Source organism: Salegentibacter flavus (genome assembly GCF_900115145.1).
In the GTDB taxonomy this organism is placed as follows: Bacteria; Bacteroidota; Bacteroidia; order Flavobacteriales; family Flavobacteriaceae; genus Salegentibacter; species Salegentibacter flavus.
Genome location: NZ_FOVL01000004.1, coordinates 90361 through 104764, shown reverse-complemented (window position 1 = coordinate 104764; position 14404 = coordinate 90361). Strand labels below are relative to the sequence as shown.

12 protein-coding genes are annotated in these 14404 nt (G+C 41.8%); 11 read left to right on the top strand and 1 reads right to left on the bottom strand.

The window, feature by feature from the left end; genetic code table 11:
• The first annotated feature begins 3 nt into the window (after positions 1–3).
• The 4 genes from metH to BM266_RS04965 all read left to right on the top strand — a co-directional run bounded on the left by metH (position 4) and on the right by BM266_RS04965 (position 5619).
• Positions 4–2682 carry a methionine synthase gene (metH, locus tag BM266_RS04980; RefSeq protein WP_093406655.1) on the top strand — a complete coding sequence of 893 codons (2679 nt, stop codon included), beginning with the start codon at positions 4–6 and terminating at the stop codon, positions 2680–2682.
• Positions 2683–2788: 106 nt separating this feature from the next.
• Entirely contained in the window at positions 2789–3745 is a 957-nt protein-coding gene (metF, locus tag BM266_RS04975; protein ID WP_093406652.1) for a methylenetetrahydrofolate reductase [NAD(P)H], read from the top strand.
• A gap of 24 nt (positions 3746–3769) precedes the next feature.
• Positions 3770–4870 carry an acyloxyacyl hydrolase gene (locus BM266_RS04970; RefSeq protein ID WP_093406650.1) on the top strand — a complete coding sequence of 367 codons (1101 nt, stop codon included), beginning with the start codon at positions 3770–3772 and terminating at the stop codon, positions 4868–4870.
• On the top strand, positions 4867–5619 hold the full coding sequence (locus BM266_RS04965; RefSeq protein ID WP_093406648.1) for a head GIN domain-containing protein: 753 nt from the start codon (positions 4867–4869) through the stop codon (positions 5617–5619). The genes BM266_RS04970 and BM266_RS04965 overlap by 4 nt, the downstream gene beginning before the upstream one ends.
• A gap of 122 nt (positions 5620–5741) precedes the next feature.
• Here the strand turns inward: BM266_RS04965 and gldA are convergent, their stop codons facing one another.
• Complete coding sequence (gene gldA / locus BM266_RS04960) at positions 5742–6635, bottom strand: gliding motility-associated ABC transporter ATP-binding subunit GldA (RefSeq protein WP_093406645.1); 894 nt, start codon at positions 6633–6635, stop codon at positions 5742–5744.
• Positions 6636–7009: 374 nt separating this feature from the next.
• Here gldA and BM266_RS04955 point away from each other — a divergent pair, with 374 nt between their 5' ends.
• The 7 genes from BM266_RS04955 (at position 7010) to BM266_RS04925 (ending at position 14404) form a co-directional block, all read left to right on the top strand.
• Complete coding sequence (locus BM266_RS04955; protein ID WP_093406643.1) at positions 7010–7837, top strand: prephenate dehydratase; 828 nt, start codon at positions 7010–7012, stop codon at positions 7835–7837.
• Positions 7834–8979: a pyridoxal phosphate-dependent aminotransferase gene (locus BM266_RS04950; protein ID WP_093406641.1), complete on the top strand. Its 1146-nt coding sequence runs from the start codon at positions 7834–7836 to the stop codon at positions 8977–8979. The genes BM266_RS04955 and BM266_RS04950 overlap by 4 nt, the downstream gene beginning before the upstream one ends.
• Positions 8979–9827 (top strand): prephenate dehydrogenase, encoded by an 849-nt coding sequence (locus BM266_RS04945; RefSeq protein WP_093406639.1) that lies wholly within the window; start codon positions 8979–8981, stop codon positions 9825–9827. Before BM266_RS04950 ends, BM266_RS04945 begins: the two co-directional genes overlap by 1 nt.
• 24 nt (positions 9828–9851) lie before the next feature.
• Positions 9852–10934, top strand: coding sequence for a bifunctional 3-deoxy-7-phosphoheptulonate synthase/chorismate mutase type II (locus BM266_RS04940; protein WP_093406636.1), 1083 nt, complete (start codon positions 9852–9854; stop codon positions 10932–10934).
• A 106-nt stretch (positions 10935–11040) separates the two neighbouring features.
• Entirely contained in the window at positions 11041–11991 is a 951-nt protein-coding gene (gene rsgA, locus BM266_RS04935; protein WP_093406634.1) for a ribosome small subunit-dependent GTPase A, read from the top strand.
• On the top strand, positions 11988–12440 hold the full coding sequence (gene dtd, locus BM266_RS04930) for a D-aminoacyl-tRNA deacylase (RefSeq protein ID WP_093406631.1): 453 nt from the start codon (positions 11988–11990) through the stop codon (positions 12438–12440). Before rsgA ends, dtd begins: the two co-directional genes overlap by 4 nt.
• Positions 12441–12493: 53 nt before the next feature.
• The gene (locus tag BM266_RS04925) at positions 12494–14404 is read left to right on the top strand and encodes a DUF3857 domain-containing protein (protein ID WP_093406629.1); all 1911 of its coding nucleotides are present in this window, start codon (positions 12494–12496) and stop codon (positions 14402–14404) included.

Below are 14404 nucleotides of genomic sequence, written 5' to 3'. Positions count from 1 at the left end.
ATTATGACAGAAAAAAGAGCATTACGCTTATCCGGGTTGGAACCTTTGATCATCACTCCCGAAAGTAATTTTATAAATGTAGGGGAACGCACCAATGTGGCCGGATCCAAGAAATTCTTACGACTAATCAAAGAAGAAAAATTTGAGGAGGCTTTGGTAGTTGCACGGGAACAGGTGGAGAACGGAGCCCAAATCATCGATATCAATATGGACGATGGCCTTATTGAAGGTAAAGAGGCAATGGTGAAATTCCTCAATCTAATAGTTGCTGAACCCGATATTGCCCGGGTACCCATAATGATTGACAGCTCGAAATGGGAAATTATAGAGGCCGGTTTGCAGGTGGTGCAGGGGAAATGCGTGGTAAATTCCATCAGTTTAAAAGAAGGGGAAGCAGAATTTATTGAGCACGCCAAAAAAATTAAACGATACGGGGCTGCGGTGATCGTAATGGCCTTTGATGAAATTGGCCAGGCCGATAATTATGTCCGCCGTCTTGAAATTTCGAAACGTTCTTATGATATTCTGGTTGATAAAGTGAAATTCCCTCCGGAAGATATCATTTTCGATCTTAATATTTTCCCGGTGGGAACGGGGATGGATGAGCATAAAAGAAATGCGATAGATTATATTGAAGCCACGCGGTGGGTAAAGGAGAATCTACCCCACGTGAGTTTGAGCGGGGGAGTGAGCAATGTTTCGTTCTCCTTCCGCGGAAATAATCCGGTGCGTGAGGCGATGCATTCGGTTTTTCTTTATCACGCCATCAAGGCCGGGATGAATATGGGAATTGTGAATCCTTCCCTTTTGGAGGTTTACGATGAAATTCCCAAAGACCTGCTCGAGCACGTGGAAGATGTAATCCTGGATCGGCGGGACGATGCCACCGAACGTTTACTCAATTTTGCTGAAAGTGTGGTAGGTTCTAAAAAGGAGAACAGGATCGATCTTTCCTGGAGAGAAAATCCTCTTCAGGAGCGAATTACTCACGCCCTGGTGAAAGGGATAGATGCCTATATCCTCAAGGATATTGAGGAGGCGAGAATACAAGCCGATCAACCCATTGAAGTTATCGAAGGTCATTTGATGATTGGGATGAATGTGGTTGGCGATCTTTTCGGAAGCGGGAAAATGTTCCTGCCGCAGGTGGTGAAATCGGCCAGGGTGATGAAAAAAGCTGTGGCATATCTTTTACCATATATTGAAGCTGATACGTCCACCAAACGCAAGTCGGCTGGAAAAATTCTTATGGCTACAGTAAAAGGCGACGTGCACGATATTGGAAAAAATATCGTAAGCGTGGTGCTGGGTTGCAATAATTATGAAATTATAGACCTGGGGGTGATGGTGCCGTCGGAGAAGATCATCGAAACGGCAAAGGCCGAAAATGTCGACGTGATAGGTCTTAGCGGACTTATAACCCCCTCTCTGGACGAGATGGTTTTTCTGGCGAAAGAAATGCAACGGCAGAATTTTCAGGTGCCATTACTCATTGGTGGAGCAACAACCTCTAAGGCGCATACGGCTGTAAAAATCGATCCGCAATATGGAAATGCTGTGGCTCATGTTAATGATGCTTCCCGTGCGGTAACGGTGGTGGGCGATTTGCTTAAGGATAGTACCCGCGTGAGATATATGAGCGATCTTAAGGAGGAATACGATAAATTCAGAAAAAATTTCAAGAAACGCAGTAAAGTGAAATCATTCCTGAGTATAGAGGAAGCCAGGCAGAATAAGTTTAAAATAGACTGGGGATCCTCTGAAATTTCTAAGCCAAAAGAACCAGGCATTCAGGTTATTGAAGATTTTGATCTTAAAAAGCTGGAGCATTATATAGACTGGAGTCCATTTTTCAGGAGCTGGGACCTGCACGGGAAATATCCGGCGATCCTGGATGATGTGAAAGTAGGGGAGCAGGCCAGATCTTTGTTTTCTGATGCCCGAAATTTACTGGACCGAATCTTCGATGAAAAGTTACTGAAGGCTAAAGCTGTGTTTGGTTTATTTCCTGGGAATACCGTAAATGAGGATGATATAGAAATTCGGCACGAAGAGAATTCTGAAGAAAAAACCATGCTTTTCAGAACGCTCCGCCAGCAATTAAAAAAGCACGGCGAACAGCCTAATTTTGCCCTGGCCGATTTTATCGCGCCGAAAGAATCGGGAGTAGAGGATTATATGGGCTGTTTTTGTGTCACTACCGGTTTTGGAACTCAGGAAATGGCAAATAAATTTGAAAAAGACCATGACGATTATAATTCGATAATGATCAAAGCCCTTTCCGATAGGTTGGCAGAAGCATTTGCCGAATATCTTCATAAACAGGTAAGGACTAAGCATTGGGGTTATGAACCTGAAGAAGACCTGAGCAATGAGCAGCTTATAAAAGAAAGTTACAAAGGAATTCGCCCTGCACCGGGTTATCCTGCCTGCCCAGATCATTTGGAAAAACTGAGCATCTGGGAGGTTTTAAAAGTAGAAGAAAAAATTGGGGTTAAACTTACTGAAAGCCTGGCCATGTGGCCTGCAGCCAGCGTTAGCGGATATTATTTCGGCAATCCTGAAGCAAGATATTTTGGTCTTGGAAAGATAAAGGAAGACCAGGTAAAAGATTACGCCATGCGGAAGGGAGTTTCGGTAGAAAAAGCCGAAAAATGGCTCAACCCGAACATTGCAGATTAAAGGCCCTCCTAACCTCCCCAAAGGGGAGGAAAACGGACCATAAAACTTTTGTTTAACTCAAAATCCCTTAAAAACATTGGGATTTCTCACGAACCTAGAAGGTACAATGAAGATAACCGAACATATAAAAGCCGCGAAAGGCAGAAGCTTATTTTCCTTTGAAATATTACCGCCCTTAAAGGGCCAGAATATCCAGTCTATTTATGATGGTATAGATCCCCTGATGGAGTTCAAGCCTCCGTTTATAGATGTGACCTATCACAGGGAGGAATATGTGTTTAATGACCAGGGGAACGGACTTTTACAGAAGAAGATAGTACGAAAAAGACCGGGTACGGTAGGGATCTGTGCTGCCATTCAGAGCAAATATGGGGTAGATGCGGTGCCGCATATACTTTGCGGCGGCTTTAGCAAAGAAGATACCGAGAATTTTTTGATTGATCTTGATTTCCTGGGAATTCAGAATGTGATGGCCTTAAGAGGAGATGCGGTAAAAAGCGAGACTTACTTCACCCCCGAAAAAGAAGGAAACCATTTTGCCAAAGAACTGGTTGAACAGATTGGAGATATGAACCAGGGAAAATATCTTGATAAGGTTATAGAAAAAGGACATAACACCGATTTTTGTGTTGGTGTAGCAGGTTACCCCGAAAAACACATGGAAGCCCCAAGCTTGGATAAGGATATTAAACGCCTTAAAGAAAAAGTTGATGCCGGTGCAGAATACGTGGTTACCCAAATGTTCTTCGACAATCAGAAATATTTCGAATTTGTGGAAAAATGTCGGGTGCACGGAATTACTGTACCGATTATTCCGGGTTTAAAACCTATAGCCACCAAGCGCCAGCTTAGCATTATCCCCCATCGTTTTCATGTTGATATGCCTGAAGATTTAATCCATGAGGTTGAAAAATGTAAGGACAATAAAGAGGTGAGAGAAGTGGGGGTAGAGTGGGGAATTTATCAGAGCAAGGAGCTTATCGCGGCCGGGGTGCCGGTGCTACATTATTACTCGATGGGTAAAAGCACAAATATTCAGAAAATAGCTAAGGCAGTTTTTTAAAATATTGGCCTACATTTGCCGGTAATGAAGAAATTTACTGCTCTTATTTTTCTTTTTGCAGGTCTGAGCCTCGTTGCTCAGGGTTCCGGGAGAAATCATTACTCATTTGATGCCAGTTATTTCTACGGAACTATTGCCGAGCACAATACTGATATTGCCCATTTAATCACAGGTCATCCCCAGGCTTTAATTCTCGGGTTCAATAAAAAGAGTTTCGGATTTAAAGACTGGGAAAAGCGATATAATTATCCCGATGTAGGGGCGTCCTTTACCTATCAGGATATGAAAGAACCCGCTTTGGGTGAGAATTACGGGCTCTATGTTCATATGAATTTTTATCTGTTGAAGCGCAGTTTGATGTTCAGAATAGGGCAAGGCCTGGCTTACGCAGGGAATCCCTATCATCCCGATGAGAACTTCAGGAATAATGCTTACGGTTCACGGCTGTTGAGCACCACTTATCTGATGGCTAACCTCAAAAAGGAAAATATCATTAATGGTTTTGGGCTTCAAGCAGGGCTCTCCGTTATTCATTATTCCAATGCCGATTTTAAATCTCCCAATACAAGTACAAATACTATTGGATTGAACCTGGGGTTAAATTATGTTCTGGATCACGAAAATCTACCGGCTTATTCTCCAAAAATACCCGGAGAAAAATATACTGAGCCTATTCATCTGAATCTTGTTCTTCGCGGTGGGGTGAATACGATGGGCGTGATTGGATCCAAACAGTACCCATTCCTCACTTTTTCTGCATTTGCAGATAAGGTAATCAATCATAAGAGCACGTTACAGGCCGGGGCCGAATTATTTCTCTCGAAGGCGATGGCAGAACGCATCAGGTATCAATCTATCGCATTTCCTTCCGGGGACACAAGTGGAGATGAAGACTCCAAACGGGTTGGAGTTTTTGTAGGTCACCAATTGGTTTTCGATAAATTATCGGTGATCACTCAGTTGGGGTATTATGTATATTTTCCTTACGAACATTATGTAGGGCAGCTTTATAACAGGATCGGTCTTCAGCGAAAACTCACTGAAAAATTATGGGCATCTGTTACCGTGCGCTCACATTGGGCAAATGCAGAAGCTGTGGAACTCTCAATTGGATACAGGTTATGAAAAGATACCTTTTAATATTAATGCTGGTTTTCGCACTTTTCAGTTGTGATTCTGAAGATGCCCCGGGTTGTATCCAGACTGCCGGGGAGATCGTTTCAGAAGAGATTGAAGTTGCTGCATTTGAGGAAATCAATGTCTTTGACGATGTAAAGCTTTTTATCCAGAAGGGATCTGAACATAAAGTGGTTGTAGAAACCGGAAAAAATCTTTTGAGTGGTGTTTCAGTAGAAGTGCTGGACAACCGGCTTCATATCAGAAATGAAAAACCCTGTAATTTCCTGAGGGATTACGGAATTATAAAAGTGACGGTTACAACACCAACTTTGAGTTGGTTGCAAAATAGCAGTCATCAACCCATTGAAAGTATAGGAATATTAAATTTCCCTGAAATCTGGCTGCGATCGCTAAACCAGGAAAGGGACCCTGAGGTTTATACCAATGGTGATTTTATTCTGAATTTGGAGGTAAATTCCCTGCGTATCACGAATGATAATGTTTCTAATTATTTTCTCTCCGGAAAGGTTGGCAGGTTAGATCTTTTCTTTGCAGCGGGAGATGGCAGGCTGGAGGCGGGAGGCCTGGAAGCCGCTCATGTAGACCTGATGCACCGGGGTACCAATAAACTTATAGTAAATCCGAAGGAATCGATAAAGGGAGATATTTTTGGTTTTGGCGATGTGATAGCCATAAACCGCCCGCCGGAAGTAAGTGTGAATGAGCATTACACCGGCCGACTTATATTTGAATAAAGCCCCCCGGCCCCCCCGAAGGGGGAGTTTAGTTTTTGAAAATTTATTCAGGTCTTTTCCTTCTGGAATTATCGGATTTCCATCCAATAAATTTGATAAAATGAGATTTTTATCTAGTGAGTTTATCTAGTGAGTTCACTGAAAAGACTTTCCAGATTTTTTGTTTTTTGGTTTAGCTGAAGGGTTTTTAGGCCGTTATCGTGGGCGAAGTCAAAGACTGCAGGACGCATGTCTTTTTTGGTATCGAAGGTCAGTTCCCAGGCAAATCCACCAATATTTCTGGCAGACATCAAATGTGGGATTTTTTGGATGGCCACCGGTTCTAACAGGTAATCAAATTCTACATGGATCACCTGTTCTTTCTCTACCCGCAGGTCATTAAGTTTTTTATCGGCTACAATCTTTCCCTTATTTATAATTATCACCCGGTCGCAAACGGCTTCCACCTCCTGCATAATATGGGTGGAAAGGAAAACGGTTTTGTCTTTGCCAATATTCCGGATGAGGCTGCGTATTTCAACCAGCTGATTGGGATCGAGCCCGGTAGTGGGTTCGTCAAGAATCAGAACTTCGGGATCGTGGAGCAGGGCAGTAGCAAGTCCAACGCGTTGGCGATAACCTTTAGAGAGCTGTTCTATCTTTTTATTAGCTTCAGGTTTTAGTCCGGTGAGTGTTATCACTTCTTCAATCCGGGATTTATCGGTCTTATAAATCTTTGCATTAAATTCCAAATATTCCCGAACGTACATTTCAGTATAAAGCGGATTATGCTCCGGTAAATAACCGATGTTCTGTTGAATCTTGTGCAGGTTCTCTTTCAGGGATATACTATTCACCGTGGCCTCGCCTTTAGAAGGGGGAAGATATCCGGTGAGGATTTTCATCAGGGTGGATTTACCGGCACCGTTTGGGCCTAAAAAACCCACGATTTCTCCTCGTGTGACCGAAAACGAAACCTCGTCCAGGGCCTTTTGTTCCCCGTAAAATTTAGAAATCCCTTCTACCGAAATAGACATAGCTCTTCTTTTTTTCAAAAATAGGTAATTATAAACGAAATTTCTCTGCTTAAAAGTATGGGTAGGGATTGCATAATTCGGAATTTAGAAGTGCAGAATTAGCCAGGTTTTTATAATTTGAAGACAAACCCTGCAATATTAGAGCAACCCCATAAAAAGCATAAAAATTTCCCTGAAAATGTTTTTCATTCTGAATTTATATTCTACTTTAGCCCCATAACGAAGGAACAATGATCAACTTAATTCGCTGGAACACATTCTTTTATTTTTATTTCTATTTCAGAGATAGGAACGGGAATGTTATGTAATTAAGTCAAGAAATTATATAGAAAAGTCCCGATACAAATCGGGACTTTTTTTTATGCAAAATTTGAATGGAAAGAAAAATAGCAATACAAGGCATTCAGGGTTCATTTCACCACTTGGTGGCCCAACAATATTACAGGGAAGATGTGCCGGTGCTGGAATGTATGTCTTTTGCCGAGCTAACAAAAAGCCTTGTGAATGGCAATGCATCAGAAGGGGTGATGGCTATAGAGAATAGCATTGCTGGTTCTATACTACCCAACTACGCGCTTATTGATGAGAATAAGTTACAGGTGGTGGGCGAGCATTACATTCCTATAGATATGAATTTAATGGTGCTTCCCGGTCAGAAGCTGGAGGATATTAAAAAGGTGTATTCACACCCAATGGCCTTATTGCAGTGTAAAGAATTCTTCAAGCAATACCCGCATATAAAACTTATTGAAGATGCCGATACTGCTGAAGTTGCCAGAAGGATTGCAGAAAAAGAATCCCATAAAATTGCAGCTGTAGCAAGCAAAGCGGCGGCAAAACTCTTTGGGTTAGATATCCTGGCAGAAAGTATTCATACCAAAAAAAGCAATGCCACCAGGTTTCTAATTATCAGTACTAAAAAGAAAGAACCCAATGGTGATATAATAGATAAGGCTTCCCTGAAATTTGAATTGGAAAGCAAGCGGGGGAGCCTGGTATCTGTATTGAATATTCTAAGGGATTTTAATCTGGATATGACCAAAATACAGAGTATGCCTATTATCGAAAGCCCGTGGAAGTATTCATTTTTTATCGATGTTACTTTTGACAATTATGAGGAATTTTTAAAAGCGGTAGGCATTCTGGAAGTGATGACCGAACAACTTACAATATTAGGAACTTATAAAAACAGCTTGATATGATAGCGCAGGCCAACAGGTTAAACCACGTAAAAGAGTACTACTTCTCTACCAAGTTAAAAGAGGTGCGTGCTATGCAGGAATCGGGAAAGGATATTATAAATCTGGGGATTGGAAGTCCTGATCTACCCCCACCGCCACAGGTTATCACGGCTCTAAACGAGGCCTTGGTGAATTCGGCGGCGCACCAATATCAGCCATATAAAGGCACGGTCGATTTTAGAAAGGCTATCGCAGAATTTTATAAAAATAAATATAAAGTAGCGCTCGATCAGGAAACCGAAATCTTACCACTAATGGGGAGCAAAGAGGGGATCACTCATATTTCCATGGCCTTTTTGAATGATGGGGATGAGGTACTTATCCCCGATCCGGGGTACCCCACTTATACTTCGGTGACCAATCTGGTGGGAGCAAAAGCGGTTTATTATCCACTTAATGAGGAAGGAAACTGGCTACCGGATCTGGAAAGTCTGGCCAGAAAAGACCTTAGCAAGGTAAAACTTATGTGGGTTAATTATCCTCATATGCCAACCGGGGCTTCCGCTACAGATCAGGTTTTCAGAGATCTTGTAGAATTCGGTAAAACTCACAATATTCTCATTGTTAATGATAATCCCTATAGTTTTATTCTGAATAATGAGCCTAAAAGCATTCTACAGACCGAAGGTGCAAAGGAAGTTGTCCTGGAACTTAATTCCCTAAGCAAATCTTTTAATATGGCCGGATGGCGAATTGGGATGCTCTGCGGAAGCGAACAGAACCTCAATACGGTACTCAAGGTAAAAACCAATATGGATAGCGGGATGTTTTATCCGCTACAGGTAGGTGCAGCCGCGGCTTTGCGACTCAACGGAAACTGGTTTAGTGAGCAGAATGAAATTTATCAAAGTCGGAAAGAAAAAGTGCTGGAACTTGCCGAAGCCTTGCAATGCGAACCGGCAAAAGACCAAACCGGGATGTTTGTTTGGGCCCGGGTTCCCAGCGGAACGACTTCTGAAGCTTTTGTTGAATTCCTGCTTCAGAAACATAATATTTTTAGCGCACCGGGATTCATCTTTGGAGCCATGGGAGAGGGCTATGTAAGGTTTTCGCTATGTGCTTCCGAAGAAAATATAGAAAGAGCTATTAAACGGGTAAAATAATGAAAGTACAGATTATTGGAGTAGGGCTCATAGGCGGATCATTTGCGCTGGATATTAAATCGGCTTTTTCTGAGGCTGAAATTTATGGTTGTGATGCCAATAGCGAGCATTTAACCAAAGCCAAAGCTCTCGGGTTCATAGATCACCAGGCCGAACTGGAAAATGTTCAGCAGGTAGATGTGGTTATCCTTGCCGTGCCGGTAGATGTTGCACCCGGAGTATTGGAAAAGGTTCTGGACCTAGTGAATGAAAATACGCTGGTTTTTGATGCTGGTTCCACCAAAGAAGGGATTTGTAAAACTGTAACAAATCACCCTGGAAGAAGAAATTACCTGGCAGCACATCCTATCGCAGGGACCGAATTTTCGGGGCCGGAAGCGGCGATTTCTAATTTGTACAGGAATAAAACCAATATAATTTGTGAAGTGGAAAAAACAGCCTTTAAACTGCAGGAACGAGCACTGGAAATCTTCCAAAGGCTGGGGATGCGCATAAGGTATATGGATCCAAAATCGCACGATAAACATATTGCCTATGTTTCGCATCTTTCGCATATCAGCTCTTTTATGCTTGGCAAAACCGTATTGGAAAAGGAGAAGAACGAACGGGATATTTTTGACCTGGCCGGAAGTGGGTTTGCTTCTACGGTGAGATTAGCTAAGAGTTCACCGGAAATGTGGACACCAATTTTTCAACAAAACAAAGAAAATGTGCTGGAGACCCTAAATGAATATATCGCTAATCTTAATCGCTTCAAGGATCTTATAGAAGATGACGATTTTCAGGGGGTATACAGGGAAATGCAACGTACAAATCATATAAAATCAATTTTAAACGGAATAGACTAATACTCAAAGATTAATTTTACAATTATGGAAAACAAGAAGGAAATGAGAAAATGGCTGGATGATTTCGGGTTAGATCATCCGCTAGTGATTGCCGGGCCTTGTAGCGCCGAAACTGAGGAACAGGTTTTGAAGATCGCGCATCAATTAAAAGATACCGATGCTACTGTGCTGCGTGCTGGAATCTGGAAACCGCGTACCAGACCAGGAAATTTTGAGGGAGTTGGTTCTCTTGGATTAAAATGGCTGAAAAAAGCCAAGGAAGAAACAGGGATGCTTACCACCACAGAGGTTGCTAATCCTGCGCACGTAGACCTGGCCCTGGAGTATGATGTAGATATTCTTTGGATTGGAGCCCGTACCACGGTTTCACCTTTTATAGTTCAGGAAATCGCCGATGCCTTAAAGGGTACCGATAAAACTGTTTTGGTGAAAAATCCGGTTAATCCTGATCTTTCACTGTGGTTGGGTGCAGTAGAAAGGTTGCATACAGCCGACATTAAAAATCTTGGGGTAATCCATCGTGGATTTTCAGCCTATGAAAAAACAAAATACCGGAATAATCCGGAATGGCAGATCGCAATTGAACTTCAGAATAAATTTCCAGATCTGCCTTTAATCCTCGATCCGTCACATATTGCGGGAAGAAGGGATATTATCTTTGATCTTTGCCAGACCGCCCTGGACCTGAACTATGATGGTCTTATGGTAGAAACCCATCACACACCAGATGATGCCTGGAGTGACGCCGCCCAACAAATTACTCCTGCAACTCTGGTTCAAATAATGAAAGATTTGAAGATCAGGAAAGAAATTTCAGAAAGTGAAGAGTTTCAGAATAAACTCAGCAACCTTAGAGCCCAGATCGATATAGCCGATAACCAATTGATCGAGTTGCTTTCAAGAAGAATGAAAGTTTCCGATGAAATCGGAAAAGTGAAAAAGGCCCAGAATGTATCGGTACTTCAAACCAAACGATGGAATGAAATTCTTGGCAATATGGTACTGGAAGGGGAGCAGCATGGTTTAAGCGAGGAATTTATCCTTAGGTTGTTCAAGGCGGTTCACCAGGAATCTATCAATCACCAGGAGAAGATCATGAAAGGATAACCGCTTTGGTTTTCAATGATTTTTTGGTTAAAAAGCAAGCAGTAATTGCTATTTTAGCAGACCGCAAAGGTTTCTAACGCCTATGAGGTTAAAAAGCATTACGTGAATGAAAGGAACTGTTTATAAATCTACCGGTAGCTGGTATTATGTCAAAGGCGAAGATGGCAAGTATTACGACTGCCGTATCAAGGGGAAATTCCGAATAAAAGGAATTAAGAGTACAAACCCCGTGGCTGTTGGTGACAAGGTGGAATTTGATATTGAAGACAAGGAAGGTGCGGAGCAGGGAGTGATCAAGAAAATTGATAAACGAGAAAACTATATTATTCGTAAATCGGTTAATCTTTCCAAGCAAATCCATATTATCGCTTCGAATATAGATCAGGTGTTTTTGCTGATCACCTTAAACAACCCGCCTACGTTCACAACTTTTATAGACCGCTTTCTGGTTACCGCGGAAGCCTATGGAATAAAAGCAGTGCTGCTGTTCAATAAAATAGATACCTATAATGAAGATGAATTGGTAGAAATAAAATACCTGGCAGCAATTTATCGCGAGGTTGGTTATGAATGTATTGGCATTTCAGCAAAAACCGGAAAGAATGTAGAAAAAGTAAAAGAGATGATGCTGGGGAAAACCAGTATGTTTTCCGGCCATAGTGGTACCGGAAAGTCTACTTTGATAAATGCCCTTGAACCAGGACTGAATTTAAAAACTTCGGAAATTTCCGGGCAGCATAAACAAGGGCAGCATACTACTACTTTTGCTGAAATGTTTGACCTTAGTTTTGACGCCAGAATAATAGATACCCCGGGAATTAAAGGTTTTGGGGTAGTAGATATTGAGCGGGAAGAACTGGGCAATTATTTCCCTGAGTTTTTCAAAGTAAAGCAAAACTGTAAGTTTCACAACTGTATGCATCTCGAGGAACCACAATGTGCTGTTAAAGAAGCTCTGGAGGAAGGGAAGATAGCCTGGAGCCGGTATAAAAGTTATTTGCAGATCCTGGAAGGAGAAGAAGATAATTACCGAACCGATATTTATAAAAAAGAATGAGAGTAGTACTTCAACGGGTTTCAAAAGCCTCGGTAAGCACAAACCGCGAAATTAATGCGGTAATTAAAAATGGCATTGTGATACTACTTGGAATTGAGAATGCCGATACCGAAGAGGATATTAAGTGGCTTTGCAACAAGATCGTTAAGATGCGTATTTTTAATGATAGGGAAGGGGTTATGAATAATTCTCTTCTGGATGTGGATGGAGATGCCATTGTAGTGAGTCAGTTTACCCTGCATGCCAGTACCAAAAAAGGAAACAGGCCCAGTTATATTCAGGCTGCAAAACCTGGAGTGGCTATTCCGCTTTACGAAAAATTCATAAAAACCCTTGAAGAAAGTTTAGGAAAACCGGTAGGAACAGGTGAATTTGGCGCCGATATGAAAGTTGAACTGATTAATGATGGTCCGGTTACAATCTTAATGGATTCTAAAAACAAAAGTTAAAATAAGTTAAAATTTTATTATCTTGCTGTTTCTAAGTAATCCTTTTATCTGAAATGCGCAAGATTTTAATAGCCTTGCAGCTGATTTTTATTGGCCTCGCAACCCCACTCCACGCACAGGAAATCCCTGCAAATACTTTTAAAATTGAACTTCTGGCGAATGCTAATGCTATTTTGCGGGAAGAAATCACGGAAATCAATATTCTTTCGGTAGATAAAATGCGGGTGAAGAACCGGCGCACGGTGACCGTGTTAAATGAAAATGGGGATTATCACGTTCAGGCCTATACCTTTCACAAAGACAATATAAAGATCCTTGACCAACAGGCCCGGGTCTATAACTCCTCGGGAGAAGAGATCAAAAAATTTAAAAAACGGCATTTTGAAGACCGAAGCTACCTTAGCAGTAGTGAGATGTATGGGGATTCCCGTATAAGTTATATGAATTATACCCCTGTTGGCTATCCTTATACCGTAGTTTTTGAGGAGGAATATGAGACCAACTCCACGGTGTTCCGAACCTCCTGGATTCCGTTAGACACTTATAATTTAAGTATTGAAAAGGCGAGGTATATTTTTAAAAATCCCCAGGCAATACCATTTAGATTTGAAGAAAGAAATATGGATGGTCTTGAAGTTGAGCGGGAAATAATGGCTACCGGGTTAGAATATAATATTAGCAATGTGCCTGCATTCACTTCAGAAAAGCATAGTCCCGATAAAAGCGAATTCCAGCCACGATTACTGGTGGCTCTTGATGAGTTTTCCCTTGTTGGAGTAGAGGGTTCGGGAAATAACTGGAAGGATTTCGGAAAATGGCAGTATGAGCATTTGCTGGAACATGATGCTCAGCTTCCGCAGGCAACCATAGAAAAGATCGAAAAGCTTACTGCCAATGCCGAAAGTGACCGGGAGAAAGCCAAGATCATTTATCAGTATGTGCAGGATAATACGCGTTATATCAGCGTTCAACTGGGTATTGGAGGCTGGATCCCAATGCCTGCAGCAAAGGTTGATGAGTTGGGTTATGGTGATTGTAAGGCACTAACCAATTATACCAGGGTTTTACTGGAAACACAAAATATTCCTTCTTATTATACCGTCGTATATGGCGGAGACCGTAAGCATCTGGATCCGGAATTCCCATCCATGCAGGGAAATCACGTGATACTTAACATACCGCAGGAAGATCAGGATATCTGGTTGGAATGCACCAGCCAAAGTATTCCCTTTGATTTTCTGGGTAGATTCACAGACGACCGTTATGTGCTGAAACTTACCCCCGAAGGTGGGGAATTGGTAAAAACCCCTGCCTATGGAGCCAAGCATAATCTTACCCGAACTGAGGCAGAGATCCGCTTAGATGAAGAGAGTTTTACCGCTGATATCACGCGTCATAAAAGTGGGATTGCCTATGATAAAATCTACGGGATCCAAATTATTAAAGAAAGGAATCAAAAGGAATATTATAAGGAGCTATGGGGATATTTGGGCCATTTTGAGATTCAAAATCTTTCTTTTAGTAATGATCGGGATTCAGTGAAATTTCTTGAAAAACTGGAAATAAAAGGGAAGAATTTTTCTAGGAAGGCAGGGAATAGATTGCTGTTGCCGGTGAATTTCTTACGCCCAACAGTGTATAGTCTTCCGCGGGACGAGACCCGAAAAATGCCCATTGAAATTACCCGAGGCGAAAGCTACGCCGATACTTTTCGATACTATTTTCCGCAGGGATTTGAAATTGAATCTATTCCTGAAAAAGTCCATCTCGAAAATGAATTTGGGAGTTTATTCATTCAAACCAGTTTAATTGAAGCCGAAGACGGCCCTGTCCTGGAAGTAGAAAGAAAGTTAATTATTAACCAGGGGCTTTGGGAACCTGAGAAGTACGAAGCCTACTATAAATTCTTAAACCAGATTAAGTCCTATAATAACCAAAAAGCCGTAATACTCACGGCAGGCTAA

Excerpts from the sequence above, each read along its gene's own strand:
- BM266_RS04970 (WP_093406650.1), top strand. The coding sequence starts at position 3,770 with ATGAAGAAATTTACTGCTCTTATTTTTCTTTTTGCAGGTCTGAGCCTC.
- BM266_RS04955 (WP_093406643.1), top strand. The coding sequence starts at position 7,010 with ATGGAAAGAAAAATAGCAATACAAGGCATTCAGGGTTCATTTCACCAC.
- metH (WP_093406655.1), top strand. The coding sequence starts at position 4 with ATGACAGAAAAAAGAGCATTACGCTTATCCGGGTTGGAACCTTTGATC.
- dtd (WP_093406631.1), top strand. The coding sequence starts at position 11,988 with ATGAGAGTAGTACTTCAACGGGTTTCAAAAGCCTCGGTAAGCACAAAC.
- metF (WP_093406652.1), top strand. The coding sequence starts at position 2,789 with ATGAAGATAACCGAACATATAAAAGCCGCGAAAGGCAGAAGCTTATTT.
- BM266_RS04945 (WP_093406639.1), top strand. The coding sequence starts at position 8,979 with ATGAAAGTACAGATTATTGGAGTAGGGCTCATAGGCGGATCATTTGCG.
- rsgA (WP_093406634.1), top strand. The coding sequence starts at position 11,041 with ATGAAAGGAACTGTTTATAAATCTACCGGTAGCTGGTATTATGTCAAA.
- BM266_RS04965 (WP_093406648.1), top strand. The coding sequence starts at position 4,867 with ATGAAAAGATACCTTTTAATATTAATGCTGGTTTTCGCACTTTTCAGT.
- BM266_RS04925 (WP_093406629.1), top strand. The coding sequence starts at position 12,494 with ATGCGCAAGATTTTAATAGCCTTGCAGCTGATTTTTATTGGCCTCGCA.
- gldA (WP_093406645.1), bottom strand. The coding sequence starts at position 6,635 with ATGTCTATTTCGGTAGAAGGGATTTCTAAATTTTACGGGGAACAAAAG.
- BM266_RS04940 (WP_093406636.1), top strand. The coding sequence starts at position 9,852 with ATGGAAAACAAGAAGGAAATGAGAAAATGGCTGGATGATTTCGGGTTA.
- BM266_RS04950 (WP_093406641.1), top strand. The coding sequence starts at position 7,834 with ATGATAGCGCAGGCCAACAGGTTAAACCACGTAAAAGAGTACTACTTC.